Consider the following 26,661-nt stretch of genomic DNA (forward strand, 5'->3'; position numbering starts at 1 on the left):
TGATGACGTACTCGCGTGCTGCAGCGCTGTGATTCGCCGGCTTCCCCGGCTCAGCCGGTGTTCTGCAGCCCGGCGGCGACGCCCTTGAGTGTGATCAGCAGCAGATTCCGCGGATCTGTGATCTCCTCGTCACTGAGCGTGCCCGCACGCAGCTTCTTCAGGGCCCGCAGCTGTAGCAGGCTCAGCGCATCCACATAGGGATTGCGCAGCTGCACGGCCCGGCCAAGCACCCGGTGATCCTGCAGGAGACGGTCCTGCCCAGTGATGGCAAGCACCCATCTTTCAGTCAGGTCCAGCTCCTGCAGCACAGCCTCGGCCAACTCATCCCGGTCCCCCAAGGCGAGGTAGCGGCGGGCGATACGCCGGTCAGTTTTGGCCAGGGACATCTCGATATTGTCGATGAGCGCCCTGAACAGTGGCCATTCTGCATACGCCTGGCGCAGCAGGTCCAGGTTATTGACGCTCTCCAGCGCTGTCCCGAGCCCGTACCAACCGGTGAGGTTAATCCGTGCCTGGCTCCACGCGAAGTTCCAGGGGATAGCACGCAAATCCTCGAGAGATTCAACGGAGAGGCCCCGTTTGGCAGGACGAGACCCGATGGCCAGCAGCCCGATCTCATCCTGCGGGGTTACCTGCGCGAACCAGGGGGCGAAGCCCTCGGCCTTCACCAGCGCATGGAAACGTTCGCGAGATGCGCTATCGAGTGCCGCAGCGAGCTCCGCGAATCGCTGAGCAGCCTCTGCGTTTCGTCTCTCCACCGAGGGGGCACTGGCCATCAGTGTGGCCGCAGCAACCTGCTCAATGTGGCGCAGGGCTATCTCCGGGTTGCCGTAACGGGCCGAGATCACCTCACCCTGCTCAGTGACTTTGAAGCGCAGATCCACCGAATGCGGCGGCTGGGCAAGAATCGCGCGGTTGGCGGGTCCACCGCCGCGGCCCAGCGCCCCACCTCTGCCGTGGAATTGGGTCAAGGTGATGTCGTTCTCCAGCGCCCACGCTGCGATCTTCTCCTGCGCTTCGTAGAGCGCAAGGGTGGCGGCCACCGGGCCGACGTCCTTGGATGAGTCTGAATAGCCGAGCATGACTTCCATGCGCCTACCGGTCTGCTCCAGACGTGCCTGAAGCTGCGGTGTCCGCAGGGCCTCTTCCAGGATGCGTGGGGCATTCTGGAGATCTTCGTATGTTTCGAACAGCGGAATGACATCCAGCACTGGAGCATTCTCGGGCCCATCCAGTGCCGCCTCGGCCAACTGGTAGACATCTGCCAGGTTCTCGGCACTCTGGGTGAAGGACACGATGTAGCGTCGGCACGCGTCGACCCCGTAGCGCTGCTGAACCGAGGCGATGGCCCGAATCGTTTCCAGGACTTCTTCGCCTGGGACAGCCATCTTCTCCACCGATGCCGGGTCCTTCAGCCACTGCAGCGTCTGGCTGTGCACCGCAGAATGCTGTCGGACCTCCAGCTCTGCTAGATGGAAACCGAACGTCTCCACCTGCCAGATCAGCTCCTGAAGGTCACCATAGGCGGCGCGCGGAGCACCGGCAGAGGCCAGCGAGGACTGCACCGTCTTAAGGTCCTCCACCAACTCCTGAGGTACCCCATAGGCCAGATCAGCATTGCGTTCACGGGTGGCTTCGATACGCCCGGCAATGGCCAGCAGCACCTGCCGGTGAGGTTCACCGGGCGAGTGCTCAGCCGCCGTCGTAGTCAGTTCCTCCGAGAGCTGCTTGAGCTGATTCCACAGGCCGTTGAGCTTGCTGGTGGGCGGGGTGTAGCGCTCGTCCAGGGTCAGCGAGAGGCCCACCGCACGGGCGCGACGCTCCAGATCCGTCAGCACTCGGTCTGCTGCCTGAGCTACGGCTTTGCGGGTGATGGTGGCGGTGACATTGGGGTTGCCATCTCGGTCTCCGGCAATCCATGAGCCCAGCCGGATGAAAGCGGGGGCTTTCGGTGCGGTAGCTCCAGCCCGCTCGCCCTGCAGCCAGTCGTCCATGCGACGGTATGCCTGGGTGAACACCGAGGAGAAGGAAGCGTCAAAGACGCCCAGGGCGGTGCGCACCTCGTCCAGCGGGGAAGGGTTGGAGACCCGCAATTGGGCGGTGCGCCACATATTGTCGATCTCTTCGAGCAGGTCCCGGGTGTTCCGCGCCAACGAGGTAGCCCCAATGCGCGGGTCATCGCGTTCATCAAGCAGGGTTCCGATACGCCGGACACTGGCGGTGATGGCGTTTCGGCGGGCTTCAGTGGGGTGGGCGGTGAGCACCGGGTGGAAGCGCAGTTCCTTCAGGCGGCGTTCTGCCTCGCCTTCACCGACCTCATCGGCCAGGTGCTGGAAGGCAGCGGCCACGGAATCCGATGGTTGCTGCTGCTGCAGCGGCAGTTCACCATCGCGGGAGCGCAGCGTGCGCACCCGGTGCTGTTCCTCGGCGAGGTTAGCCAGCAGGAAGTAGCAGGTGAAGGCCCGCGCGACCTCCTTGGCGCGTTCGGCGGTGAAGGACTCCACCAGAGCTTCAGCACTGGCCAGGGTCTCCTCCGAAGGGTCCTCGATGGCGGCGATGGTCAACGCCCGCAGCTTCTCCACATCCTCGTAGAGGCCGGCGGAGTCTTCCTTGGCGTTGCCGTATTCGGTCAGGACCTGTCCCAGCAGGCCGCCCAGGAGCCCGACGTCGCGGCGCATGGCCTCTGGGATTTCATGCTCAGCGGCTGCGCGAGAGTGCTGCGCCTGTGCTGACTGCTGTGCATCGCGGTGCGCCTGGGGTTCCGTGTGGGTCATCCGGGGTCTCCTCTTTGGTCGTGGTGGGTTAATCACCTCGAGGCCTATGCGCGACCCCATCGTCACGCGTTGTGTTCGAGGACACGTTATCAAGCTCAGTCCAGCTGGCGGAGCGTACGACGACGACGCTCCAGTTCCATCAGCTCCTCATTGATGCGGCGATACTCCTCCGGCTCTGCGCTGGGGTCCATGCGCTGGAGCCGTCCCAGCAGGTTCGCTTTCTCGTGCTGAATCTTCAGCTCGACCAGCCGGTTGAGGATCTCTTGGCAGTAACGATCCAGATGTTCTTCTGTCTTGGCCGGCAGCGCGGTTACCGCGAGTTCTGAGACCAGGTTGCGCAGCGGTTCGGGAACTTCTTCACGGACGTTCTGCACCCAGGTGCGGGGATCTGAGGCATTGGCTGCGGCGATGCGGATGCCGTCGTGGATGGCTTGGTGGGCGGCGGCGGTGAAGCGGACGCTGAAGATCTCTTCCCACTGCTCCGGGGTCAGTCGAGTGGGGTGCTGAAGGATGACTTCAAGGGCCTGGCGCTCCATCATCACGGCAGGATCCCGCGGGTCCGGGCGTTGGAAGGCCGGGGCCTGACCTGCAGCGGGCTGATGCCTAGGTGCCCAATACCCGTCCTGGTAGTAGTCCTCCGCTGCCGGTTCCTCATACTGCCGACCGGAGCCGTGAGAACGCTGCCCCTTGGACGCGGCAGGACCTCCTCCTGCGGTGGCGGCTTGCTCCGCCGCGGGGGTGGCCCGGGCAGTCTGGCGCGGGGAGTTCCGAATGGCTGCTTCGACTTCACCGACATCGGTGCCCAGCCACCCAGCCAGCTCCCTGGTATAGGCCGCACGCAGCGCAGTATCACGAATAGAGGCCACCACCGGAGCAGAGGTCTTCAGCGCCCCGATCCGGCCCTCCACCGAATTGAGGTCCCAGTCACGCAGCCGCCGTCGCACCACAAATTCCACCAGCGGGGTCTTGCCTTCGATGACCTGCCGCAGAGCCTCGTCTCCGCGGTGCTGTCGCACATCGCAGGGGTCCATGCCCTCAGGACCTACCGCGATATAGGTCTGGGCGTTGAACTGATTGGCCTCGTTGAAGGCTTTCACTGCAGCCTGCTGGCCAGCCTCATCCCCGTCGAAGGTGAAGATCACCTCGGCCGGGCTGCCGTCATCGGAGAGCAGCCTGCGGGCAATTTTGATGTGACCGTCACCGAAAGCGGTGCCGCAGGTAGCTACGGCGGTGTCCACCCCGGCAATGTGGCAGGCCATCACGTCTGTATAACCCTCCACCACTACCAGCTGGCGTTTCTTGGCGATACTGCGTTTGGCGTGCTCGATCCCGTAGAGCACCTGGGATTTCTTGTAGATCGCGGTTTCGGGCGAGTTCAAGTACTTGGGGCCCTGATCATCCTCGTAGAGCCGTCGTCCGCCGAAACCCACAGTGTTTCCGGTCATATCCCGGATAGGCCACATCAGGCGTCCACGGAAGCGGTCGTAGAGGCCGCGGCTGCCTTCAGAGAACAGTCCGGTGAGTTTGAGTTCATCATCCCGGAAGCCTCGGCTGCGCAGGTGGTCCAGCAGGTTGCTCCAACCCTTGGGGGCGTACCCTACGCCGAACTGCTCAGCGTGGTCCTTGGTGAATCCGCGGACGGTGAGCTGTTCGCGAGCGATCTGCGCCTCGGGGCTATGCAGGTGTTTCTGGAAGAACTCGTCAGTGATCTTATGGGCATCCAGCAGTCGTTGCCGGCGGCCCACTTCGGCCTTATCCGGGCCGCTGCCGCCATCCTCGTAGCGCAGCTCGATGCCGTATTTCCCGGCGAGGCGTTCAACGGTCTCCTGGAAGCTGGTGTGCTCCATGGCCATCAGAAAGGCGATGACATCACCGGACTCCCCGCAGCCGAAACAGTGATAAGTCCCTACATGGGGGCGGATATGGAAACTCGGCGAGCGCTCATCATGGAAAGGACACAGCCCCTTCCAGGAACCGATTCCGGCACCTTTGAGAGTGACGTACTGTTCAACGACCTCACGCAGATCGGCGCGTTCACGCACCGCATCGATATCCTCACGCTTGATCAGTCCAGCCACGGTTCCAATCTACCCGGGTTCAGATGGTGACTGCGCCGCTTTTCCACAGGCGAACGGGGCAGCCACTGCGCAACGATTCTCGGACCGGATAGGTAGGCTTGGGCACCATGAGCGTTGATCTCACCGGACGTGAACGCGTGGCTGCCGATGCTGCAGCCCGCGGGGTAGACATTGAGTTCGTGGAGCGCGGCCCGGCGTCGTCGCTGGAGGAAGCCGCGGCAAATCTGGGGCTTGAGCCCCGCGAGATCGTCAAGACCCTAGTGGCCAGGGCCAAACGCACCCAGACCACCGCGGACTCCGAGTACGTGCTGGCGCTGATCCCCGGAGATAAAGCTGTGGACTGGGCCAAGCTGCGCAAACTGGCTGGTTACAAGAAGATGTCCATGGCCTCACCCGATGAGGGCTACGCGGCCACCGGCTACCGCCCCGGCACCATCAACCCCTTCGGTGCGACAGCGGTGGAGGGGTCGACGACGCCGCTGCCGGTCTATGCCGATGAGTCCATCAGCGGGCGCATCGCGATGGGTGCTGGTGAACCCCACCTGAGCCTGCTGGTGGATTCTGCCGAGTTATTCGCCGCTTTTCAGGTCATTACCGGAGATATCGGCAAATAGGCGACCCCGCCTACTGGCGCCGTCGGAGCCGTTGGGACAGAAAGCTCCGGAACTTCAGTCGCCAACAACTGACTGGCTGTTGCAACGTTCACTAGAACCCAAGGGCGTTCTGCCCGCGTCTTAACGGACAAACTGCCCACTCAACTCCCCCGGTAGCGTCCTGGGCAACGAATCAGCCGAAGAGCGGGCTGGTCACCGGTTTGCCGTGGACCAGGGTGGCGTACCACTCCAGGCAGGCACCATCAGTGAGTGAAGCGATCTGGTCGATGATGGCGCGGTGCCTGCCGGCGTCGTCGGCGGCGGCGTGGAAATCAGCCTGGAAGGGCGGGTCCAGGAACCGGTCACCGGTCTCCAGCAGCAGCGCATGCAGAGCTTCAATCACCTCGCGCTGCCGCACATAGACCGGCATCTGCTCGCGCGAGGCCATGATGTAGTTGGCAGCGATCCCCTTCATCAGGCAGATTTCCTCCAGGGTCTCCTGTGGAACGACCAGATGGGCTTCGTGCCGGACCAGCGGCTTCTCCCCGTAGGCTTCACGCGTCGCCGCCCAAAAGGCGTTGCAGAAGCGACCAATGAGCTCGCTGGTCATATTCTTCAGCGCCGCCAGTGACCGTCGCGACCCATCGGACTCCTTGACCCAGTTCTCACTGGATGCCAGACGCTCCAGCGCTGCCTCGATCCGGTCCTCTTCAGCATCGGGCAGGTACCACTGCTGGGTAGTCTGAATGACTCGACGGCGCTGAATATCGTCATCGAGAAACTTCAGCTGGAACCTGCCGTTGACAATTCCGTCTTCAACATCGTGGACCGAATACGCGATGTCATCGGCAGCGTCCATGACCTGGGCTTCCATGGATTTGCCCATGCTCTCGACACCCTGGCGGATCCAGAAGAAGACGTCCAGGTCATCCTCATAGGCCCCGAATTTCTGGCTGCGCGTGCCATCAGCCTTCAGCGGTGCTTCATGGGCCCGCCAGGGGTACTTCACCGCTGCGTCAAGCGACGCCCGGGTCAGATTCAGTCCGGCCGAACGCCCGTCGGGGTGAAACCGCTTGGTCTCCAGCCGGGTGAGGATCCGCAGGGTCTGCGCATTGCCCTCGAATCCCCCGATACCCGCGGCCAGTTCATTGAGCACCGTCTCCCCGTTATGCCCAAACGGCGGGTGGCCCAGATCATGCGAGAGGCAGGCGGCATCCACCACATCGGGGTCGCAGCCGAGCATGCGGCCCAAATCCCGGCCCACCTGGGCGACCTCCAGAGAATGGGTCAAGCGGGTACGGGAGAAGTCATCCACATGCGGGGAGACCACCTGGGTCTTAGCACCTAAGCGGCGCAGTGCGGAAGAGTGCAGCAGGCGGGCCCGGTCGCGCTCAAAGCTTGAACGGTAGACAGATTTGCCATGCTCGGGAACCCAGCGGTCCTCATCGGCCTCCGTATAGCCGGGCCGCAGCTCCGCATACTGACCTTCTTCTCGCTCTACATTCCGCGCATTCACATCGAACACCTTACCGGCAGGCCGGTGCTGCAGACGCAGCGGGAAAGCAGTGCCCGTCACCGGGTGCCGGAGCTATCCGCCGGAAGTGTCCACCTCGGCGGCCTTGATCATCTCGCGCTGATCCTCATTGAGTTCCTGAGACTCCAGCCAGTCCTCAGGCAGATGGACCTTCTTGGGAGAGCCGGCTCGTCCGCGCGGACCTTCGGCAGCCTCCCCGGGATAACCGATGGACTGATCCAGCTGGCCCAGCAGATCCTGCAGCTGAGCCATGCTCTCCACGGTGACCAGCTGGGTGCGCAGCGTCGAACCCACCGGGTAGCCCTTGAAGTACCAGGCCACATGCTTGCGGATATCCTGCATGGCCTTGCGCTCATCGCCGTCGAAATACGGGATGAGCATTTCTGCATGGCGCAGCAGGGTCGCCGAGACCATCGGCAAGTCCGGGCGGTGGCGGTCTTCGCTGCCGTCAAAAGCAGCCTGCAGGTCACCGAAGAGCCAGGGACGGCCCTGGCAGCCACGGCCGACGACGACGCCGTCGACTCCGGTCTGCTCGACCATCCGCACTGCGTCCTCGGCCGACCAGATATCTCCGTTGCCGAGCACCGGAATATCGGGAAGGGATTCCCGCAGAGTCGCGATGGCTGACCAGTCGGCCTGGCCCGAGTAGTGCTGACGGGCAGTGCGACCGTGCAGCGCCACGGCAGCAACACCTGAATCCCGGGCCACTTTGCCGGCTTCGATATAGGTCAGGTGGTCTTCGTCGATGCCTTTGCGCATCTTGACTGTCACCGGGATATTCGCCTTGGCAGCCTCCCGCACCGCGGTGGAGACGATGGCTTCGAAAAGCCGAATCTTCCAGGGCAGCGCTGACCCTCCGCCCTTGCGGGTGACTTTGGGGACCGGGCAGCCGAAGTTCAGGTCGATGTGATCGGCCCGGTCTTCCTCGACCAGCATGCGCACCGCATGTCCGGTGGTGACGGGATCCACTGAGTACAGCTGGACCGAGCGCGGAACTTCATCGGGCTCGTGTTTGATGATGCGCAGGCTTTCGGGCCTGCGTTCCACCAGGGCGCGGGCGGTGACCATCTCATTGACGTAGAGCCCCCCGCCGTACTCACGGCACAGCCGACGGAAGGCAGTGTTGGTGATGCCCGCCATGGGGGCAAGAATCACCGGGGTGGTTACGGTGATGAGCCCCAGCTGCAGCGGCGGCAGCAGGGCGGAGGCGGGGCGTTGGAGAGTTTCGGTCACTGCGGGGGCTCCCCGCCGAGGGAAGCAGAACTGTCGGAAGCAGAACTGTCGGAAGCAGAACTGTCGCGTGCGTAGATGAGCGCTTCGAAGTCCACTTCCGCCTCCCCGCTGGCCAGCAGCTCGGCCGTGACGGTCTTCAGCGGGCTCATGGAGTCGTCGACCTCCACCGAGACCGGGTAGCGGGCTGCCACCAGGGCCAGCAGATTGCGCACCGCAGTTTCGGCTTCATCCTCGGGGAGCTCCGGGTTCCAGCCCAGCAGCACATCGGCTGGAGCATCGGTGCGCTCGGAGGTGTAGCTGATGGCAAAGGCCAGGATGGGGGCTGGTGCGTCTTCTCCTGATGAGATGTCGCGCAGCACGACGACGCCTGATGCTCCGGTCTCGGGTGCCAGCAGCATCTGCTGGGCCCGGCCCAGGGTCATCTCTGCGCGGTCCCATTCATGCACCGCGTTGTAAAAATCGGCGACGAGCTTGGTCAGCTCCACAGAGCCTGTGGCAAGGTCTTGAAGATCCTGGCCGCTGTTCTCCAGGTCGGGCAGCGGCAGCGCCCCGGGCTGGACGATGATCTGGCGCGAGGCCTGGACCTTGGCGAAGCCGTTGTCCTTCAGGAAACACTGGGCAGCGGATCCCTTGGCGACCCGGGACTTCATGGACTGTACCGCGCAGTTGGGCACTTCAGCTTCAAGGATCTGCAGCAACTGGGCCGCCACCCCCTTGCGGCGGTGCTCCTGGGCGACTTCGGCGTAGAAGGAGAGCCGGTCCGGGTGCAGCGAGGAGCGGAAGATGGTGGCGGCAGCCACGGGTACTCCCTGGTGCTCAGCCACGATGCAGCGGGACCAGGGGTCGTTGGAGGAGGGCCGCAGCAGGCCGCGGTCCTGATGATGCATGGGGTTCTCGGGATCGCCCCAGACTTCCAGTAGTTTCAGGTCATCGCCGTCGCGCCAGGGGCGGACGGTGAGCCCGGAATCTAGAGTCAGTGAAGGGGTATCCGGGGCCTCGAGGTGATCGGGATGGCTATTCAGCACTTGCGCGAGTTTAGACCTGGAAGCTTGAGGGTGCAAAGAAACCGGTGCCAGGAGTACCAACCTGCGCGCTCTCAGTGCAGAAAAACGCACCCCACTTCGGCTGTGCTCACCCTGCCGTAGCTGAGTGCGCACACCTGAAGTGAGGTGCGTCGGAAGGTGGTACCCGGTGTCTTCCCGGAACGATCAGCCCAGCAGTTTGGCTGCCAGGTAGGACACGACCTGGTCCAGGCTGACGCGCTCCTGGGTCATCTGGTCGCGGTCGCGGATAGTCACGGCCTGGTCCTCGAGTGTGTCGAAGTCCACTGTGATGCAGAACGGTGTGCCGATCTCATCCTGGCGGCGGTAGCGACGCCCGATGGCACCGGCGTCGTCGTAGTCAACGTTCCAGTGCTTGCGCAGCTCATCAGCCAGCTTCTGGGATGGTCCGGCCAGCTCGGCCTTCTTGGACAGCGGCAGCACTGCGGCCTTTACAGGGGCCAGCTTCGGGTGCAGCTTCAGGACGGTGCGGGTGTCCACCCCGCCCTTGGTGTTGGGGGCCTCGTCCTCGGCGTAGGAGTCCACCAGGAACGCCATCATGGAGCGGGTCAGACCGAAGCTCGGCTCGATGACGTAGGGGATGTACCGTTCGCCGGTGGCCTGGTCGAAGTAGCTGAGTTCCTTGCCTGAGTGCTTGATGTGCTGACCCAGGTCGTAGTCGGTGCGGTTGGCCACACCCATCAGCTCGCCCCACTCGGAGCCCTGGAAGCCGAAGCGGTACTCCAGGTCGATGGTGCCGGCGGAGTAGTGGGCACGCTCGTCCTCGGGAACATCCAGGCGGCGGATGTTCTCCTTCTTCAAACCGAGGTTCAGGAACCAGTTCTCGCAGTCCTCAACCCAGCGGTCGTACCACTCACCGGCCTCAGCCGGGGGCACAAAGTACTCGATCTCCATCTGCTCGAACTCACGCGTGCGGAAGATGAAGTTGCCGGGGGTGATCTCGTTGCGGAAAGCTTTGCCGATCTGGCCGATGCCGAAGGGCGGCTTCTTCCGCGCGGTGGTCACCACATTGGCGAAGTTCACGAAGATGCCCTGGGCGGTCTCCGGGCGCAGATAGTGGAGCCCTGAGGCGTCGTCGAGAACTCCCAAATAGGACTTGACCAGCCCGGAGAAGGCCCGCGGTTCGGTGAACTTGCCCTTGGTGCCGCAGTCCGGGCAGGGCACCTCGGATAGCCCGTCCACCGGGCTGCGACCGTGCTTGTCCTCGAATGTCTCGATGAGGTGGTCCTCACGGTGGCGTTTATGGCACTGCAGGCACTCCACGAGCGGATCGGTGAAGGTCTCCACATGGCCCGAGGCCTCCCAGACCCGCGATGGCAGGATGATGGCTGAATCCAGGCCGACCATATCGCCGCGTCCGCGCACGAAGGTCTGCCACCATTCGGCCTTGATGTTCTCTTTCAGCTCGGTGCCCAGCGGTCCGTAGTCCCAGGCCGAACGAGAGCCGCCGTAGATCTCGCCGGACTGGTAGACGAAGCCGCGGCGCTTTGCCAGGGAAATGACTTTATCCAGCGTGGACTCTTTGGCCATAAGTAGTGGTGCCCCCAATGGTGCGAAGATGAATGGTCAGTTGCAGGCCAGCTTACCGTTTGCCTCTGCCGGGCCTGCGCAGCATGTCCGGCAGAGAGGCTACGACGACGGCTACTAGAGTCAGCACAGTTCCGGCCACTGTAGAGAAGGTCACCAGCGAACCTGGCGCAGGCATCAGCACATCGAGCAGCAGGGAACCCACCAGCTGCCCAGCGATCATGCCCATCGCTGCCACCAGGACCCCGACTTTGGTCACCAGCACCGCCCCTAAGGCGATGAACATGCAACCTAACGGTCCCCCGATGTAATACCACCATTGATCCGGCAGCGCACCGGGGACTCCTCCGACAAAGAGCAGCTTGCCCAGCCATGCCAGCAGCAGCACGAAGGTACCGGCGATGAAGTTGAAAAGAGTGGCGGGTATGGGACTGCCATAGGCTGCCGACTGCCGTCCATTAAGCGCCTGCTGACCAGAATTGAGGAAGCCCCCTGAGAAGGGCAGGATCACCAGCAGCAGCCAGCTCAGACCGCGATCCGTTCCGGAAAGCTGCGGGGAGACAGCCCAGAGCACGGCCGCCACGGTCAGCAGGGCACCCGCCACGCGCATCAGGCTCAGCCGCTTTCGCCCTGCCGGGCCTAAGCCGATTCGGTCCCATAGCAGCCCGCCCACAGTCTGGCCGGTCACTACTGACACGGTGAATACCGCGACCCCGATCATGCCGATGGTCAGCGTCTGGGTCAGTACATAGTAGCCGCCCACACAGCCTGCCAGGAGGTACCACCATTTGACTGCTCCGGAGCGGAACGCTGGCTTCACCTGACGCATGGTGCGGCGGCCTCGGGCAGTGGCAAAGGCGATAAGCAGCATGAGCGCTAACCCAGTGGTGAAGCTGATGAGGGCAGCCAGGAAAGCATCTCCGGTCTGCGCAGCCAATGCCGCATTGACTCGCCCCTGCCCGGGCATGGCAATACCAGCCATGAGCATGAGTGTCACCAGTGCGATCCACGCCAGCGGGGAATGCCCTGGGTCCTCCTGCGCCGAGTGCGACCGGTGCTGATCTGGGCTCATGCATGTCACTCTAATCCAGCTGGGTGATCACTCAGGAGCTGCCCAGCGCTTCTGTGACGATGAGAGACTTAACAGTATGAGTGACGCCATAGAAGTACCGTTAAGGGACGATTCCATCCGGCTCGGTCAGCTGCTGAAGCTCGCCGGGGCTGTAGAGAACGGGGCTCTCGCACGCGAAGTCATCGCCGCAGGCGCGGTCTTGGTAGATGGTGAAACAGAGACTCGACGCGGCCGCCAGATCCAGCCGGGGCAGAAAGTGGATTTCCGCGGGGAGGAATTCGGCCTCCCGAGTGTCACTCTCATACCGACAATTGAGTCCTGAAGCCCAATAGCCCCAGGTCATAGCGTTAAGGAAACGTACAGCCAATTCTCGGGGACCATCGGTACGGTCCGTTTTTGTGCGCATTTGTCTGATCGCCTCAAGCCAGTTCCCCATCCGGGAGCCCTTCGCTGGGGGCTTGGAGGCCCACACCCACGCGACGGCGCGGACGCTGAAGTCCCGTGGTCACGATGTCACCCTCTTCGCCGCCGAAGGCAGCGACCCTGCCCTTGGCGCGCGCAGCCTGGTGCCCGAGCGCTTCACCGGAACAGAATGCGGAAGGCGCGATGTCTCCGCTGCCCCGGAGGAGTGGATGCGCCAGCACCATGCTTATCTGGGGCTGATGCTGCAGCTGGCAGAGTCCCGTGACTTCGACGTCATCCACAACAATTCCATCCACCACCTGCCGGTAGCGATGTCGTCGCTGCTGAAGACACCGATGGTCACCACACTGCACACACCACCCACGCCGTGGCTTGAGTCCGCAGTGGAGTACTCCTCCCCGCGCACCGTCTTTGTCGCTGTCAGCTCAGCCACCGCGCGTGCTTGGGGTTCGGTGGCCGAAGCGTCGGTGATCACCAACGGAGTCGATACCGATCAGTGGTGCCCGCTGCCCGGAACGCAACGATCCGGTGCAGCGGTGTGGACCGGACGGTTTGTTCCGGAGAAGGCACCGCATCTGGCCATCGATGCCGCCCGCCGGGCCGGGGTACCGATCATCCTGGCGGGCCCGGTGATGGATCAGGGCTACTACCAGGCGCAGATCGCTCCGCGCCTAGGTGAGGACGCCATCTACCGGGGCCATCTGGACCACCGGGAACTGCATGAACTTGTGGCCTCCGCTTCTGTAGCGGTGGTCAGCTCGCAGTGGGATGAGCCCTACGGGCTTGTAGCGGCCGAGGCGATGTCCTGCGGCACACCGGTGGCGGCCACTCCGCGCGGTGGCCTGGTGGAGATCGTCGGACCAGCCGGTGGAGTACTGGCCCGAGATGATTCGGAGAATGCGCTGGCTGCGGCAATTCTGAATGCTCTAAAGCTGCCGCGGGAGCGAGTGCGGCGCTATGCACTGGGTGCGCTTTCGCTGAACCGGATGGTCAGCGAATACGAGCAGCTCTACCGCGCGCTCTCCCCCGTCTCTGCGGCAGCCCAGGACCGAGCGGGGGCCGCATGATCGGCTGCTATATCCATCACCAGGGTGCCGGTCACCTCCACCGCTCCCTGACCTGGGCCCGCGCCTGGTCTCAGCTGAACCAGGAGCCCGTCGCAGGTCTCTCCAGTCTGGAGCAGCCCAGGGACTGGCCCGGTCCGTGGGTCAGCTTGGAAGCCGACGACGACGGCAGCACCAGTCATCACAGCGCCGGGGGTGTGCTGCACTGGGCACCAGTCCACCACGCTGGGCTGCGGTCGAGAATGACCAGGATCTCCCAGTGGATCTCCTCCGAGAATCCGGATCTGCTGGTCGCGGATGTCTCAGTCGAAGTCGCCATGCTGGCCAGGCTGCACGGGGTACCGGTGGTGACGGTGGCACTGCCGGGTGACCGCACTGACCGCACGCATGCCCTGGGCTATGAGATTTCCTCGGCAATTGCCGGATTCTGGCCCCCTGCAGCTAACGGCATTATCGGCAGGCAGGACCAGGGCGCGGCAGTCTCGCCCTTGGGCGCGATCTCCCGCTTTCCGCCCGCAGCGGCGGACAATCCAGACTCCACGCGCGCACCGAGGAGCCCAGAGGCACCTGAGATCCTGATCATGGGCGGACGCGGGGGCGGAGGTATTCCCCCTGCTGCCCAGCGGGCTGTCACTGCGGCATTTCCGCAGTCAAGGATCACCCACATAGGTGGCACCACAGGCACTTGGACCTCGGATCCCTGGAGTGCGCTGCAGCAGGCCGACGTGGTGGTGACCGCAGCGGGACAGAACTCTCTTGCCGAGATCGCAGCCAGCCGAACACCAGCGGTGGTTTACGCCCTGGACCGCCCTCATCAGGAACAGCGGCACACCCTGGAATCGCTGCGGCGAGGACCATGGCCAGTGATCCCAGCACCGGAATCTGCCGACGCCGTGGCGTGGCGAGACGCGCTCGAGGCGGCACTGCAGCTCAACGGTAATGACTGGAGGACCTGGTGCGACGGTCAGGCTCAGCACCGCTTCGCCGCTCTGCTGGAGCAGGTCCGAGACTCCATGAAACCGCACCCAGTGCAATCCCACCCAGCACAATCCCACCCAGTGCAATCCCCACCGTCCATCCCCACCGTGCAGGCATCTCCGGGACCGAGCCCCCGGACAAACCAGTGAGGCATACCCTATGACCCCGCACCCCTACACCGCAGCCGCGGAGACTGACGCAAAGCCAGTCGGTTCGCCGACTGACGCCTTGGAGTCCCCCGCACCGGGGAAAGCACAGCGGCCGCGCACGGTCATCATCACCACAGTGCATGGCCGCCATGATCATCTGCGCAAACAACGTGAGGCCTTAGGGGCCAGCAGTCTGCTCCCAGATGAGCACCTGATCATCACTATGGACGACGACGAGCTGGCTCAGGCCCTGGCCAACGAGTCGGCATCTGAGGTGCCCACCCGAACTGCGGCAGCGCCGTCGTCCCTCAGCGCAGCGCTGCCGCTGGCTGCCGCGCGCAACATAGGCGCCGAGCTCAGCAAGAGCGCACTCCGGCCTTCTACAGCTGCGCACTCGGAATCCTCCGAATTCAGCTCAACCGAAGGTCACGCCGAGGATCTGCTGATCTTCTTGGATGTCGACTGCATACCGCACCCGGACCTGGTTCGGGGATACCTTCAGGCAGCCCAGGAGAATCCCGGCGCGCTCTTGTGCGGACCAGTGGCCTACCTTCCAGAGACGGACCTCCAAGATCTCAGCCCCCGGTACCTAGACTCTCTGGCCGAGCCCCACCCGGCGCGTCCGGCCCCCGAGCCCGGACAGTACACGCAGGACTCCAACTACGACCTCTTCTGGTCGCTCTCCTTCGCTGTGCGCAGGAGCGTCTGGGAGAACATCGGCGGCTTCGATGAACGGTTCACCGGATACGGCGGGGAGGACACCGACTTCGCTCAGCAGGCCCGCTCGCGCGGCGTCGGCCTCTGCTGGGTGGGCGCGGCGCGTGCCTATCACCAGCACCATCCGGTATCGAATCCCCCGGTAGAGCACGTTGATGACATCCTGGCCAACGGTCGCCGGTTTGCGAATAAGTGGGGACGTTGGCCCATGCAGGGTTGGATTGCCGCTTTTCAAGAACGCGGCCTGGTCACCTGTCTCAGTCGCGACGGCGACACTGATTTTGTCCGCACTATCCGGGTGGCCTCTGTGCCGCAATCCCATGTCTATATCCGCCACTTGTCCCCTCCCGAGGGAGAACGCAGCGCAGTGGTGAGGCTGCCGGATCCTCCGGCGCGGCGTGAGGACCACCCCACAGGCGCCCCATGGTGGCCACCGCGGATGCTTGATCCCGAATGGATCCTGGCCCCACGTGGACCCGAGGAGGGTTTTGACATCTTCCACATACACTTCGGTTTTGATGCAGAGTCCCCGCAGCGGCTGCACGAGGTGGTCGATGCTCTCGACACCAAGGGTGTGCCGCTGGTCTACACGGTTCATGACCTGCAGAATCCGCACCATACCGACACCGCCCTGCACACCGCACAACTGGATGTGCTGATTCCGCGTGCCGCGGCGGTGATCACCCTCAGCCGCAGGGCCGCGGAGATCATTGAGGACCGCTGGGGTGTGCGTGCCCGGGTCGTACCGCATCCTCATGTGGTGGATCTGCCACTGATCCAGGACTACGGAGTGTCTCCGCGACGCAAACCTGAGGAGTTCCGTCTGGGAATTCACCTCAAGAGCCTGCGCCAGAACATGTCGACCATACCCGTACTGGAGGCTGCTCTGGAGGCGGTGCACGGGATCCCCGGTGGCATCCTGCAGGTCAATGTCCATCGGGATGTGTACGACGACGCCGGGCCCGAGTTCAATCCCCAGAAACACGATCCTGAGCTGGTTCAGTGGCTCAACACCCATCCGGTGGATCTTCGGGTGCACAACTATTTCACTGACGGTGAGCTCTACGACTACATCGCTGGCCTGCACGCCTCGCTGCTCCCCTATCGCTTCGGGACACATTCGGGATGGATGGAGGCCTGTCACGATCTGGGCACCACAGTGATCGCACCCGATGTGGGGTGTTATGCCAGCCAGGGAGCTGACCTGACCTACCGCTGGAGGTGCGATGAGCTCGATGTTTCTTCACTGCGGCAAGCTGTCAGGGATGCCGCAGTGGCGCACGGCAGACGCGCAGAGGATTCCAGTCACAGGTGCACACAGCGTCGGCAGTGGCGCACAGACCAGCGCCGGCAGATCGCGGCAGTCCACGAGGATGTCTACCGCCAGCTGTTGCAGCGGTAGCACCAAGGTGCACCCGCTAAGCTGACACCGGTCAACCCGCTGAAGGAGAACACGAGTCGATGGCTGAGAAGCACTCCCCCAAGGATGAGCAGAACGAATCTAAGAAGAAGATGATCTCCACCGGCGTCCCCGCAGCACTGGGCGGAATGGGGGCCACCGGCCCCATTCAGATCGTACGGAAAAAGGATGCGCAGCCTGAGCCGGGTTCAGCTGCCGAGGATCAGTAGCACCCAGGATTCACGACCGCACAAGGCCTGTTTCAGTGCGGCAGCCGATACCCGGTGTGAACACGCCGTCAACATAGCGGAAATACTCCGTCCCTAGAGTTGGGACATGAGCCTGCGCCATCTCATCGCCGAACAGGTCCTGTTGGAGGGTGAGCTGGTGCCTGCCCACCTTGAGGTCGGTGACGATGGAATCATCCGTCGCATTCACCGCCTGGAGGCCGGCAGCACGGCCAGGCGCGCGGCTATTGTCCGCGCTCGAGAGGTCTCGGCGGGGGCAGGAATGCACCTTGTGCGACCGCGCATGGTAGTTCTGCCAGGCGCGGTCGATACCCATGTCAGCTTCTGCGAACCCGGTCATGTTCAACGCGAGGGCTTTTCCTCCGGCACTATGGCTGCGGCCCTGGGCGGGGTCACGTCGGTGCTGGAGATGCCGCATTCCAGCACCCCGGTCACGGTCCGGGCAGAAGACCTTCAGCACAAACGCTCGGCTGCAGCCGAGCAGGCCTATGTGGACATTGGATTCTGGGCTGCTCTGGTCCCGCCGTCGGTGCAGAGCCGCGGACGTGTGAGCGGCCAGGATAGACCGAGCTGCGCCGAACCCGAAGAGCTCTGGGAATCCGGAGCCTTCGGGTTCGTCTGCACCCTGCTGCCCTTTGACCACTCAACTGATGCGCTGAGGTCTGCCGGTACGCCTCAGCTCCTTCCGCTCACACCTGCTGAACTTCGCGAAGCGATGATGCGCATCGCTCGGTTCGACGGTCTGCTTGCCGTTCATGCAGAAGACTCCCGTACTGTTGCCGCCGCCGCGGGCGCCACCGGCGCGAACCTCTCCTCCCGCCTCGCCTGGGCACAGGCTGCGGCACGATACTCCGCGTGGGCCGCCAGCCGTCCGGCCGAGGCGGAGGTAATTGCGGTGGAAGGGCTGATCGATGCCGTCCGTGAGACAGGATGCCGGACACACATTCTGCAAGTCTCCACTGCTGGCGCTCTGGAGCTTATCGCCGCGGCCAAGGCAGAGGGACTTCCGCTGAGCGCAGAGACTTGCACCCACTATCTCAGCTTCGCCGCCGAGAGCGTCCCCGTGGGATCCCCTGAATTTGTCTGCTGGCCGCCGCTGCGGGACGTCGGGCATCGCGAGGCCCTGTGGCAGGGGCTTCAGGAGGGAATCCTCGACGCCGTAGTCTCCGCCCATTCCCCCACCACCAGGCAGGAGAAGCTCCGCGGTGCAGCAGATCTGCGACTTGCCCGTCCGGGGATCTCCGGACTTCAGGTGGGATTCGCTGCGCTGGCCTCTGAAGCCAGGTCACGCGGAATCGGGCTGGCAGAGGTCAGCCGCTGGACATCGGGCGGCCCCGCCGAGCTTTGCCGGTTGCACCAGAAAGGCGACATTGCTCCCGGCAGGTATGCCGACCTACTCATCTATGACCCCGAGGAGACCCACGTGGTATCAGCCGCAGGACTGGCGCATAAGACGCCCCTTTCGGCCTATGAAGGAATGGAGATTCACGGCACGGTGGTGGGCTCAGTGCTCCGGGGGATGCAGCTTTTCACCGCACAGGACAGCTCCGCCACACTTGGCCAGCATGGCCAACTGCTCAGTGGGCCAGGTACCGGTGTACCGCTGGGGCCAGGGCCGCACCAGGTAGGTTCCGGGCCCCGCCGTCGTCATCTGCGGGCGGTCAGCGCATGAGTCAGGTACGGCGCAACGGTGTTCAGTCGGTGGAGCGGGCACTGGAGATCTTGGAGGTCATCGCCTCCCGTGGCGGGGCCACCACATTGAGCGAACTGGCACATGCCACCGGCCTGCCGGCCGCCACCGCTCATCGGCTGCTGCGCACCATGACCGAGGCGGGCTTTGTGGTTCAGTTGAAGAACCGCAGCTACGGGCTCGGCGATAAACTCGGGCCCATCGGTGAAGTAGCTACCCTACGCACTCGCTGAGGCGAACTACCGAACCCAACTGACCAAAGCCCCGCTGCGAGCCTTCTGGGCTCAGACCGGGAAGCTCTCCTCAGGACTCCCGCCTGGCGGCATGGAACCGCCGAAGAGCGGTTCGATACTCGGTCGCTTGGGTGTCACTCCGTCGCCAGAGGAACGTCCCCGCAGCCGACGGATCACCCAGGGGAACAGGTGATGACGGGCCCACACGGCGTCGTCCACGCGCGCCTCGCGCCAGGATCGCTCCAAGACAGGGCGCGGTTCCACAGGGTCCAGATCATGTTTCACGTTGAGGGTGTCCAGGACCATGCGAGCAATAGTGTGATGGCCCAGCGGCGAGAAATGCAGGCGGTCCTCATCCCACATCTCTTTGGCCGTCAGCTCGCGCAGAGACCACATATCCGCCACCAGCGCGTCATACCGTGCAGCTACCGTGCGGATATTCTCGTTGAAGATCGCAACCTTACCGCGGATGGAACCCACCACCGCGGTTTCACGCACATCGGGGCCGTTGAACAGCACGATGGTTGCGCCGGTGGTGGCCAGCAGCTGAACCATAGTGTCGAGGATTCGTGCCGTCTCGTCTGGGTCGCCACCAGGACGGATGACGTTATTGCCGCCGGCGCACAGGGTGATCAGATCAGGCTTCAGCTCCAGTGCCGGTGCGATCTGCTCGTCACGAATCTGCTCGATCAGCCGGCCACGGATGGCCAGATTTGCATAGGCGAAGTTCTCAGTCCCGTTGGCCAGTTCCTCCGCTACTCGGTCGGCCCAGCCGCGGTGATAACCCGGCCGGGACTCGTCAGGGTCACCGATTCCTTCGGTGAAGGAATCCCCCAGGGCCACATAGCGCAGCCACGGGTGCTTTGCTCCGGGAACTCCAAAAGGCTGGTCATCGGGTGTCATGGTCTCTGCGTCATTGATTCCGCTCACCCGGTCATTCTCCAATGAATCCGTGCGAGGGTCCATCGGCCTTGAGGATGATTCGCGGTTCCGGGCATCTAGGATGGAATTCATGGGCGGTAGCTATGAAGTCATCTGGACACGTGATGAATCCGAACGCCGGGGCACCCCGCTTCTGGTGCTGTTGCATGGATACGGGGCCAATGCCCAGGACCTCATGGGGCTGGTTCCGGGGCTCCCGGCTGAGTTCACTGTGGCCGCTGTGCAGGCCCCGGTGCCTATGGGCTACGGCTCCTACACCTGGTTCGAGCTCGACGTCGAGCGCTTGGCCTACTCCTCCCAGGCGGCCCGGCAGGCGGTTGAGGACCTCTGGGAATGGTTGGCGGAGGTCAAGGAGCAGCATTCCTCAGTGACTCTGCTGGGTTTCTCCATGGGGATGGCGATGGCCACCTCGCTGCTGCGCACCCGTCCCGATCAGTTTGCCGCAGTGGTCGGGCTCTCCGGCTTTGCCGTGGACCCCGAGCGCGGTGAGGGGCTTGAAGGATACTTCGACGACGACGCGCTGGCAGCCCAGCAGGTGCCTTTCTTCTGGGGACGGGATCAGCAGGACCCGGTCATACCGGCTGAGCAGATCGACTACACGCATAGCTGGGCCACCGGCACGGTGAAGTTGACCAAAGTCCTCTACGCCGGGGCAGGGCACGGGATCGTCCCGCAGGAAGTCAGTCATATCAATGAGTTCCTGAAGATGACTGTGCTGCGCCGGGGTTAGCTCTAGACCTGGTTCGGCAGTCCTGCGAACTACAGGTCCAGGGTCTGCTGCATCGCCGTGGCAAGCTGTTCGGCGCTGGTGAGGAAACCGTCGTGGCCGATCGGCGAGGTGATCAGGTGGACCCGGTGTTGTCCTGGGATAGCATCGGCGATCTCTTGGGACTGTTCGGGATAGAACAGCCGGTCGGTGTCCACAGCAGCTAAGAACGGCACTGCGCTGACCCTGCTCAGGGCTGCCTGCACGCCTCCGCGGCCACGCCCGACGTCGTGACTCATCAGCGCTTCGGCCAGCACCAGGTAAGCGTTGGGATCAAACCGGCTGATGAGTTTATTGGCTTGGTGGTCCAGATAGGACTCCACCTGGTAGCGGCCCTGCCGCTGAGCAGTAGGAGAGCTCAGCGGCTGCTCGTCGCCCTGCGGAGCGCGACCGAAGCGCAATTGCAGCTCGGCCTCAGTGCGGTAGGTGATATGCGCGATGCGTCGAGCAATGCCCAGTCCAGCATGGGGACGCGGCCCGGAGTAATAATCTCCGCCGCTGAAATTCGGGTCATTGCGGATAGCGGCCACCTGGGCTTGGCCGAAAGCGATCTGCTCGGCGGTGGAGGCCGCCCCACAGGCGAAGACCGCCAGCCCCTCCACCAGCTCAGGATATGTCGCAGCCCATTCCAGGGCCCGAGCTCCGCCCATGGATCCGCCGACCACGGTGTGCAGGCGCCTGACTCCGAGCTGCTGCAGCAGCCGATGCTCCAGGTGCACTGAATCCCGGATAGTCACATACGGAAAACGTGAGCCCCAGGGCACCCCCTCAGGATCCAGGGAGGCGGGACCGGTGGAGCCATAGCAGCCCCCGACCATAGCCGGGGCGATCACAAACCACTTGGAGGTATCGATCGGTCGCCCCGGACCCAGCAGGCCCTCCCACCAGCCGAAGCTGGGGTCACGGTCGGTGGCCGCTACATGGGAGTCTCCGGTCAGCGCATGGGCCACCAGGATGGCGTTGTCGCCAGCCGCGTTGAGGCTCCCCCAGGTCTCGTAGGCAATGGTGACGGCGGGGAGCCGCCCGCCGGTCTCGAACGTGTAGGCACCGACTTCTGCTGTGCGCAGGGCACCGGCTGGCCGAGTGCCGAAGTCATTGCTGCTGCCTGCGTTCAGCCCGCCGGGCTGGCTCAGCACCGTCACACCGTGGGACATTCGTGGATCAGCCCGCTGCCTTCTGGTCCAGGGTGTCCAGTGCCTGCTGGAGGTCGGCCAGAATGTCATCGATGTGCTCCAGGCCCACCGACAACCTCACCAGGCCAGGCTTGATGCCTGCAGCACGCTGTTCTGCTTCACCCAGTTGCCGATGCGTGGTGGTGGCCGGGTGGATGGCCAGCGAACGCACGTCACCGACGTTGGCGACCAGTGAATGCAGTACCAGTGCATCGACCACCTGCTGTCCCGCTCGAGCCTGGGCGCTGTGATCTCCTGCTGCATCGATCTCGAACGCCAGAACTGCACCCACGCCCTTGGGCAGGTACTTCTGCGCCCGCTCGTAGCAGGGGCTGGAGGGCAGGCCTGAGTAGTACACCCGGCGGACAGCGGGGTGTTGCTGAAGAAACTCCGCCACAGCCTGGGCGTTCTGGACATGACGCTCAACGCGCAGGCTCAGTGTCTCCAAGCCCAGGTTGATCTCGAAAGCGTTATGGGGTGAGAGCGAGGGGCCGAGGTCGCGCAGCAGCTGCACCCGGGCCTTCAGGATGTAGGAGAGGTTGACTCCGAAGATGCCCTCCGGTCCTAAGTCTCGGCCGAAGACAAGTCCGTGGTAGCTCTCATCCGGCTGGTTGAAGCCCGGGAAGCGCTCGGGGTAGCGGCTGTAGTCGAAGTTTCCGGAGTCCACGATCACCCCGGCGATGGCCGTGCCGTGCCCCCCGAGGAACTTCGTGGCTGAGTGCACCACCACGTCGGCGCCGTATTCGATAGGACGCAGCAGATACGGGGTGGGCAGGGTGTTATCCACTACCAACGGGGCCCCGAATTCATGCGCCAGACCAGCGACACCTTCTAGGTCGAGCACATCTCCGCGCGGGTTGGCCACGGTTTCGGCGAAGAACGCGACAGTATTGCCTTTGATCTCAGCGCGCCAGGACTCCAAGTCATCGGGATCCTCCACAAAACTGACTTCCACGCCGAACTTGGGCAGCGTGTGCTTGAAGAGATTCTGCGTGCCGCCGTAGAGAGTCGGTGAGGCGACGATATGGCTTCCGGCTTCAGCGATATTCAGCAGCGCCAGTGAGGTGGCGGCCTGTCCCGAGCCCACAGCCAAGGCGCCGACGCCGCCCTCTAGGGCTGCGATCTTGTTCTCCACCGCTTCTACCGTCGGATTGCCGATCCGCGTGTAGATCGGGGCGATCTCCTCCAGCCCGAAGCGCTTGGCAGCAGCGTCAGTGCTGGGGAAGACGAAGCTGGTGGTCTGCTGAATCGGCAGGGCACGGGCACCGCTGGCGGGATCCGGGGCGACACCGGCATGGATCTGCCGGGTCTCGAATTTGGCGGTTTCCGGGGAAAAAGTGGGGGTGTTCTCAGACATAGAGATGTCTCCTCATGACTCGCGCTTGCCTCAGCGCGGTTCTGCGCTGCGACCTGGTCGTCACCCGGGGCACCCCACCGCGAAGGAGGGTTGCCGGCCAGCAAACCGGGGTTTTGCGCTGGCACTCTTGACCGTGGCTATAAGTGAAGCCCACTTGCGGCACGGGCCGCAAGTCAGGATGAAACGTTTCGCTATATGGACTCACTTGGGCCGCGTTTTTGCGATGCGGGGCTAAACACCCATGGCTGCTTCGGCAGTCGAGAGGGATCAAAAGTCTTCACAGACTGTTCCAAAGGACCACGGGGCAGCCCCAGCGAGGCTAGGAGCTCATCGCGGACTTGTTCCGGGCTTCGTCCCAACTCACTCAGCTGCCCCAGAGTCACCGCGCCGTCGCGCTTGGCCAGCCGCTGACCCTGCCGGTTGAGCACCAGCGGAACATGGGCATATTGCACCGACTCAGCGGCCCGTTGCCCGTAGAGCAGGCCGCGCAGATACACCTGCCGCGGGGTGGAGCTGGCCAGGTCATCTCCGCGCACCACTTGGTCCACACCGGTTAAATGATCGTCCACCACGACGGCGAGGTTATATGCGGCAGTGCCGTCATTGCGCACCAGCACCAGATCATCCACAAGTCCGGTAACCTCGCCAAGCAGCAGGTCAGCCACCCGGTACTCGCCGGCTTCAGCCTTCAGCCGCAGCGCCGGAGGCCGCTGCCGGCGGCGCTGGCGACGTTCTGCATCGCCGAGATCTCGGCAGGTGCCGGGATAAGCCCCGGGCGGTGCGTGCGGCGCCCGGGGCGCGTCCTGGATTTCGCGGCGGGTACAGAAGCACTCGTAGACCAGACCGGCCTCGCGCAGCTGGCCCACGGCGGCCCCGTAATGGCGCTGCCGCTGGGACTGCCACAGTGGCTCGCCGCTGAAGGTGATGCCAATTGCCCTCAGGTCCTTGAACTGACGCTCGGCGGAACCGGGGATGGTCCGGCCGGCGTCCAGATCTTCAAAGCGCAGCAGCAGCGGACGGCCGGTTGAAGCGGCAAAGAGCCAGGACAACAGGGCGGTGCGCAGGTTCCCCAGGTGCAGGTCCCCTGAGGGGCTGGGGGCGTAGCGACCGGCGGACATGATGCCATCCTATAGAGCCGCCTAAATGTGCTTGACATCACATTTTCAGGGTGCTTGAGTTGACTTACTGACCAATCGGTCTGGAATTGATGCAAGGAGCCCCGGATGCCTGCACCCAGCACTGCCACCCCAGCCACCGCTGAGGACACTGTTGAGCACACTGCTGAGCACACTGCCCAGAAAGCCGGCAATGGTGTGCCCATGCCCGCAGACGGCCCCCGGCATAGGATGCTTGAGACTGACTCCTGCACCCGCTGGCTCGGTGGAGAGGTTCTGCTGGCCGAGCCTGGGCACGCCAAGCTGCGTATGCGCGTGCGGGAAGAGATGACCAATGGGTTCAAAATCGCCCACGGCGGCATGATCTTCACCTTGGCTGATACCTGTTTCGCCATGGCCTGCAACCATCCCGACGGCGATGACGGCACGATCACCGTGGCCTCCGGGCCGGTACACCTGACATCCGACGGGCAGGTCATGCGAACTCGGGACCGGCCTGACAGAGAGCCTGGGGTCAGAGACTGCCCAGGACATCCGCGGCTGCGGCATCGGCGTCGGCGAGGCTTCGTGCTGTGGTGGCGGGGTCCCCGCCCGCCTCGGCCGCGATCGCGGTGCCCCACTGCGCTGAGCTCAGTTGCAGTCCCAGCGCGTAGAGGCCTTCACTGGGTCGGCCGTCCGCGCCGATGAGCTGGTGCGGCTGGTCAGTCACATCAAAGCCCTTGCCTGGGCGCGGGCCGTCGTCGCCGGTGGAGGTGATATGGGCTTGGCCGGGTCGGGCCAATCCTTCCTCGAACAGCTGGTGGATCAGCAGAGAATCTGCCACCGACACCCGGTTGGGCGGCATCATCGCTTCCAGCAGCCAAGCTGCCCGGTAGGGCTCCCCCTGGACGTGCGGGGAGTCTGCGGCGAAGCAGCTGGCCTCCTCATCCACGGTGAATGCCGGATGTGGACCGAGGAATTCAACAATGCCAGCTCGCGCCAGGGCTGCCAGCTCCTCGATGCGCTGCACCGGTGGCCCGCTGGCCAACCCTTCCACGAGGGACTCGAACCAGGCCTCCACCTGGGTGATACGGCTTAGCGGGTCGATGTGCCCTGCGGTGATAAGCGCTTTGAGCTGCAGTCTGGCGGCGTGCATGGCGTTGAGCGCCATTTTCTCCGGACTTCCGGTCCCTGCAGCTGAGGCTGCAGCATCCTCCTGGAGCCAGCCCAGCATGGCTTGTTGGTACTCGGCACTGCTGCTGAAGCTGCTGGTGTCGAAGGGTCGGGCATAGCTGCGGATATCGAAGCGCGGGGCGCCATCACCGGCTATGCGCCTGTAGGTGTCCTGCACATCAGCTTCAATAAGTGGCCACAGGTATTCAGCGAAGTCGAGCGGGCCGTGGACTTCCATCAGGCGTGCCACCGCATCCTTGGTGAAGTGCCGCAGCTGGATTCCTTCAGGCACGAATCCTGCGGCGGCAGTCTTGGCTCGGTAGGGAGTACCGCGCCGCGAGCCTGCCACCAGTTTCGGTTCGGTCCCACTGGGCTGGTAGCGGAGCTTCTGTCCGGCTGGAGCATCTGGAACCGGTTCGAAACGACCACCGCGCCCCTGACTCACCTGAATCATCAGGTCAAAGAAGTTCAACCCCATTCCGCGGACCAGCACGGTCTGCTCGGCGTCGATGGCGCTGTAGTCCACATCAGTGGGGATTGATGGCGGAATGTAGTGCAGATTCAGGCGCTCCGCGGCTTCCTGGAACTCCTGCGCCGCGCCGGTAAGCCGCGCCGGAATATGCCCGAGGCACAGCACTGCGGCGTGAACCTCGTGCCGCGCGCCGTTCTGGAGCTGCAGTTGATAGCCCCCGGCCGCCCGCTGGAGCCCGGTGGCGTAGCTGAAGATGGGTTCGACGACGACGCCGCGGTTCCGCAGTTGCTGCACCACCGCCTCATGCAGCCATGTCAGATAGTTGCCGTAATCCCGGCGTGCCGGATAGTCGGTGGTCTCTGCATCCCCGCGCCACTGCGCGAAGCTGCGCGAGACGGAGGAGGGACGCAGCTGCTCTTGGGTGCTGCCGACGGGCGCGGCGGTGGGGAAGCTGGCCGGAGTGTTCATCAGGTAGAGGTCTGATTGCTCGGGGTTCCAGACTCGTCCTGGTCCATGCGGTGCGGGGTCCACCACCAACACGCGCAGTTGCGCAGCGGAGGCGACGTCGTCGTTGTTCTCCAGGTGTGCCAGCAGGCGTTCCAGGAATGATGTGCCGCGAGGCCCGGCACCGATGACGGTGAGGACAAATTCCTGCTGGTTGCTCATAGGAAAGACCCTACCGGGATCAGCGCGGGTCATATTTTGCTCTCAGACACGTTGGGCGGCTACCCTAGACAGGCGCGTCTTGAGCGGTTTCCGTTCATGAGGCGCACGGAGGCGTGCCGGAGCGGCCGAACGGACTTCACTGCTAATGAAGGATCCCTTTAAACGGGGATCGGGGGTTCAAATCCCCCCGCCTCCGCGTTTACCCCCGTCTGACTAGGAGTTTTCCTAAATCAGGCGGGGGTTTTA

Annotated in this window: 21 protein-coding genes, 1 tRNA gene, 1 pseudogene and 1 riboswitch; of the genes and pseudogenes, 11 read left to right on the plus strand and 12 right to left on the minus strand. The window is 63.8% G+C overall.

The window, feature by feature from the left end:
* Positions 1-50 precede the first annotated feature (50 nt).
* Both TX78_RS02490 and dnaG read right to left on the minus strand, forming a co-directional pair.
* Positions 51-2,774 carry a phosphoenolpyruvate carboxylase gene (locus tag TX78_RS02490; protein WP_081652505.1) on the minus strand — a complete coding sequence of 908 codons (2,724 nt, stop codon included), beginning with the start codon at positions 2,772-2,774 and terminating at the stop codon, positions 51-53.
* A 95-nt stretch (positions 2,775-2,869) separates the two neighbouring features.
* Positions 2,870-4,852, minus strand: coding sequence for a DNA primase (dnaG, locus tag TX78_RS02495; RefSeq protein ID WP_044493234.1), 1,983 nt, complete (start codon positions 4,850-4,852; stop codon positions 2,870-2,872).
* A gap of 107 nt (positions 4,853-4,959) precedes the next feature.
* Between dnaG and TX78_RS02500 the strand changes: the two genes are divergently transcribed.
* Positions 4,960-5,466, plus strand: coding sequence for an aminoacyl-tRNA deacylase (locus TX78_RS02500; RefSeq protein ID WP_044493236.1), 507 nt, complete (start codon positions 4,960-4,962; stop codon positions 5,464-5,466).
* Between the two features lie 172 nt (positions 5,467-5,638).
* Here the strand turns inward: TX78_RS02500 and TX78_RS02505 are convergent, their stop codons facing one another.
* The 5 genes from TX78_RS02505 to TX78_RS02525 form a co-directional block, all read right to left on the minus strand.
* Entirely contained in the window at positions 5,639-6,961 is a 1,323-nt protein-coding gene (locus TX78_RS02505) for a deoxyguanosinetriphosphate triphosphohydrolase (protein ID WP_044493610.1), read from the minus strand.
* 72 nt (positions 6,962-7,033) lie between these two features.
* Positions 7,034-8,212: a tRNA dihydrouridine synthase DusB gene (gene dusB / locus TX78_RS02510; RefSeq protein WP_044493238.1), complete on the minus strand. Its 1,179-nt coding sequence runs from the start codon at positions 8,210-8,212 to the stop codon at positions 7,034-7,036.
* Positions 8,209-9,237, minus strand: a complete 1,029-nt coding sequence (locus tag TX78_RS02515; RefSeq protein WP_069956226.1) for a GNAT family N-acetyltransferase — start codon at positions 9,235-9,237, stop codon at positions 8,209-8,211. The genes dusB and TX78_RS02515 overlap by 4 nt, the downstream gene beginning before the upstream one ends.
* A gap of 183 nt (positions 9,238-9,420) precedes the next feature.
* Positions 9,421-10,803 (minus strand): glycine--tRNA ligase, encoded by a 1,383-nt coding sequence (locus tag TX78_RS02520; protein WP_044493239.1) that lies wholly within the window; start codon positions 10,801-10,803, stop codon positions 9,421-9,423.
* A 52-nt stretch (positions 10,804-10,855) separates the two neighbouring features.
* On the minus strand, positions 10,856-11,872 hold the full coding sequence (locus tag TX78_RS02525; protein WP_044493240.1) for a DMT family transporter: 1,017 nt from the start codon (positions 11,870-11,872) through the stop codon (positions 10,856-10,858).
* A 76-nt stretch (positions 11,873-11,948) separates the two neighbouring features.
* Here TX78_RS02525 and TX78_RS02530 point away from each other — a divergent pair, with 76 nt between their 5' ends.
* From TX78_RS02530 to TX78_RS02555, 7 genes are all read left to right on the plus strand, one after another.
* On the plus strand, positions 11,949-12,194 hold the full coding sequence (locus TX78_RS02530; RefSeq protein ID WP_044493614.1) for an RNA-binding S4 domain-containing protein: 246 nt from the start codon (positions 11,949-11,951) through the stop codon (positions 12,192-12,194).
* Between the two features lie 76 nt (positions 12,195-12,270).
* On the plus strand, positions 12,271-13,362 hold the full coding sequence (locus TX78_RS02535) for a glycosyltransferase (protein ID WP_049897339.1): 1,092 nt from the start codon (positions 12,271-12,273) through the stop codon (positions 13,360-13,362).
* Positions 13,359-14,486 (plus strand): glycosyltransferase family protein, encoded by a 1,128-nt coding sequence (locus TX78_RS02540; protein ID WP_049897341.1) that lies wholly within the window; start codon positions 13,359-13,361, stop codon positions 14,484-14,486. Before TX78_RS02535 ends, TX78_RS02540 begins: the two co-directional genes overlap by 4 nt.
* 10 nt (positions 14,487-14,496) lie before the next feature.
* Positions 14,497-16,605 (plus strand): galactosyltransferase-related protein, encoded by a 2,109-nt coding sequence (locus TX78_RS14110; RefSeq protein ID WP_049897344.1) that lies wholly within the window; start codon positions 14,497-14,499, stop codon positions 16,603-16,605.
* Between the two features lie 59 nt (positions 16,606-16,664).
* Positions 16,665-16,832: a hypothetical protein gene (locus tag TX78_RS13620; RefSeq protein WP_158644286.1), complete on the plus strand. Its 168-nt coding sequence runs from the start codon at positions 16,665-16,667 to the stop codon at positions 16,830-16,832.
* Between the two features lie 106 nt (positions 16,833-16,938).
* The gene (locus tag TX78_RS02550) at positions 16,939-18,522 is read left to right on the plus strand and encodes a dihydroorotase (RefSeq protein WP_049897346.1); all 1,584 of its coding nucleotides are present in this window, start codon (positions 16,939-16,941) and stop codon (positions 18,520-18,522) included.
* Positions 18,519-18,773 carry a helix-turn-helix domain-containing protein gene (locus TX78_RS02555; RefSeq protein ID WP_044493621.1) on the plus strand — a complete coding sequence of 85 codons (255 nt, stop codon included), beginning with the start codon at positions 18,519-18,521 and terminating at the stop codon, positions 18,771-18,773. The genes TX78_RS02550 and TX78_RS02555 overlap by 4 nt, the downstream gene beginning before the upstream one ends.
* Before the next feature lie 51 nt (positions 18,774-18,824).
* Here TX78_RS02555 and TX78_RS02560 read toward each other — a convergent pair whose 3' ends face one another.
* Complete coding sequence (locus TX78_RS02560) at positions 18,825-19,676, minus strand: SGNH/GDSL hydrolase family protein (protein WP_044493622.1); 852 nt, start codon at positions 19,674-19,676, stop codon at positions 18,825-18,827.
* Between the two features lie 109 nt (positions 19,677-19,785).
* Here TX78_RS02560 and TX78_RS02565 point away from each other — a divergent pair, with 109 nt between their 5' ends.
* On the plus strand, positions 19,786-20,445 hold the full coding sequence (locus tag TX78_RS02565; RefSeq protein ID WP_081652533.1) for an alpha/beta hydrolase: 660 nt from the start codon (positions 19,786-19,788) through the stop codon (positions 20,443-20,445).
* A 29-nt stretch (positions 20,446-20,474) separates the two neighbouring features.
* On the opposite strand, the gene metX is transcribed toward TX78_RS02565, so the two are convergent.
* The 3 genes from metX to gluQRS form a co-directional block, all read right to left on the minus strand.
* On the minus strand, positions 20,475-21,617 hold the full coding sequence (gene metX, locus TX78_RS02570) for a homoserine O-acetyltransferase MetX (protein ID WP_407635373.1): 1,143 nt from the start codon (positions 21,615-21,617) through the stop codon (positions 20,475-20,477).
* Positions 21,618-21,642: 25 nt separating this feature from the next.
* Positions 21,643-23,010, minus strand: coding sequence for an O-acetylhomoserine aminocarboxypropyltransferase/cysteine synthase family protein (locus TX78_RS02575; protein WP_044493242.1), 1,368 nt, complete (start codon positions 23,008-23,010; stop codon positions 21,643-21,645).
* A 16-nt stretch (positions 23,011-23,026) separates the two neighbouring features.
* A riboswitch (SAM riboswitch) is annotated at positions 23,027-23,143 on the minus strand.
* Between the two features lie 58 nt (positions 23,144-23,201).
* Complete coding sequence (gene gluQRS, locus TX78_RS02580) at positions 23,202-24,131, minus strand: tRNA glutamyl-Q(34) synthetase GluQRS (protein ID WP_187118349.1); 930 nt, start codon at positions 24,129-24,131, stop codon at positions 23,202-23,204.
* A 225-nt stretch (positions 24,132-24,356) separates the two neighbouring features.
* Here gluQRS and TX78_RS14475 point away from each other — a divergent pair.
* Positions 24,357-24,527: pseudogene (locus TX78_RS14475) on the plus strand (PaaI family thioesterase); the annotation flags it as partial.
* 112 nt (positions 24,528-24,639) lie between these two features.
* Here the strand turns inward: TX78_RS14475 and TX78_RS02585 are convergent.
* Positions 24,640-26,415 (minus strand): FAD/NAD(P)-binding protein, encoded by a 1,776-nt coding sequence (locus TX78_RS02585; protein ID WP_044493245.1) that lies wholly within the window; start codon positions 26,413-26,415, stop codon positions 24,640-24,642.
* A gap of 107 nt (positions 26,416-26,522) precedes the next feature.
* On the opposite strand from TX78_RS02585, the gene TX78_RS02590 reads away from it, so the two are divergent.
* Positions 26,523-26,611: transfer RNA gene (locus TX78_RS02590), tRNA-Ser, on the plus strand.
* Positions 26,612-26,661 lie beyond the last annotated feature (50 nt).

The organism is Nesterenkonia massiliensis (genome assembly GCF_000455245.1).
GTDB lineage: Bacteria > Actinomycetota > Actinomycetes > Actinomycetales > Micrococcaceae > Nesterenkonia > Nesterenkonia rhizosphaerae.

What these genes read in the sequence shown, in the direction of transcription:
- TX78_RS02490 (WP_081652505.1), bottom strand. Translation starts at nt 2,774, where the DNA reads ATGACCCACACGGAACCCCAGGCGCACCGCGATGCACAGCAGTCAGCA.
- TX78_RS02500 (WP_044493236.1), top strand. Translation starts at nt 4,960, where the DNA reads ATGAGCGTTGATCTCACCGGACGTGAACGCGTGGCTGCCGATGCTGCA.
- TX78_RS02520 (WP_044493239.1), bottom strand. Translation starts at nt 10,803, where the DNA reads ATGGCCAAAGAGTCCACGCTGGATAAAGTCATTTCCCTGGCAAAGCGC.
- TX78_RS02525 (WP_044493240.1), bottom strand. Translation starts at nt 11,872, where the DNA reads ATGAGCCCAGATCAGCACCGGTCGCACTCGGCGCAGGAGGACCCAGGG.
- TX78_RS02530 (WP_044493614.1), top strand. Translation starts at nt 11,949, where the DNA reads ATGAGTGACGCCATAGAAGTACCGTTAAGGGACGATTCCATCCGGCTC.
- TX78_RS02540 (WP_049897341.1), top strand. Translation starts at nt 13,359, where the DNA reads ATGATCGGCTGCTATATCCATCACCAGGGTGCCGGTCACCTCCACCGC.
- TX78_RS14110 (WP_049897344.1), top strand. Translation starts at nt 14,497, where the DNA reads ATGACCCCGCACCCCTACACCGCAGCCGCGGAGACTGACGCAAAGCCA.
- TX78_RS13620 (WP_158644286.1), top strand. Translation starts at nt 16,665, where the DNA reads ATGGCTGAGAAGCACTCCCCCAAGGATGAGCAGAACGAATCTAAGAAG.
- TX78_RS02550 (WP_049897346.1), top strand. Translation starts at nt 16,939, where the DNA reads ATGAGCCTGCGCCATCTCATCGCCGAACAGGTCCTGTTGGAGGGTGAG.
- TX78_RS02555 (WP_044493621.1), top strand. Translation starts at nt 18,519, where the DNA reads ATGAGTCAGGTACGGCGCAACGGTGTTCAGTCGGTGGAGCGGGCACTG.
- TX78_RS02560 (WP_044493622.1), bottom strand. Translation starts at nt 19,676, where the DNA reads ATGACACCCGATGACCAGCCTTTTGGAGTTCCCGGAGCAAAGCACCCG.
- TX78_RS02565 (WP_081652533.1), top strand. Translation starts at nt 19,786, where the DNA reads ATGGGCGGTAGCTATGAAGTCATCTGGACACGTGATGAATCCGAACGC.
- TX78_RS02575 (WP_044493242.1), bottom strand. Translation starts at nt 23,010, where the DNA reads ATGTCTGAGAACACCCCCACTTTTTCCCCGGAAACCGCCAAATTCGAG.
- TX78_RS02585 (WP_044493245.1), bottom strand. Translation starts at nt 26,415, where the DNA reads ATGAGCAACCAGCAGGAATTTGTCCTCACCGTCATCGGTGCCGGGCCT.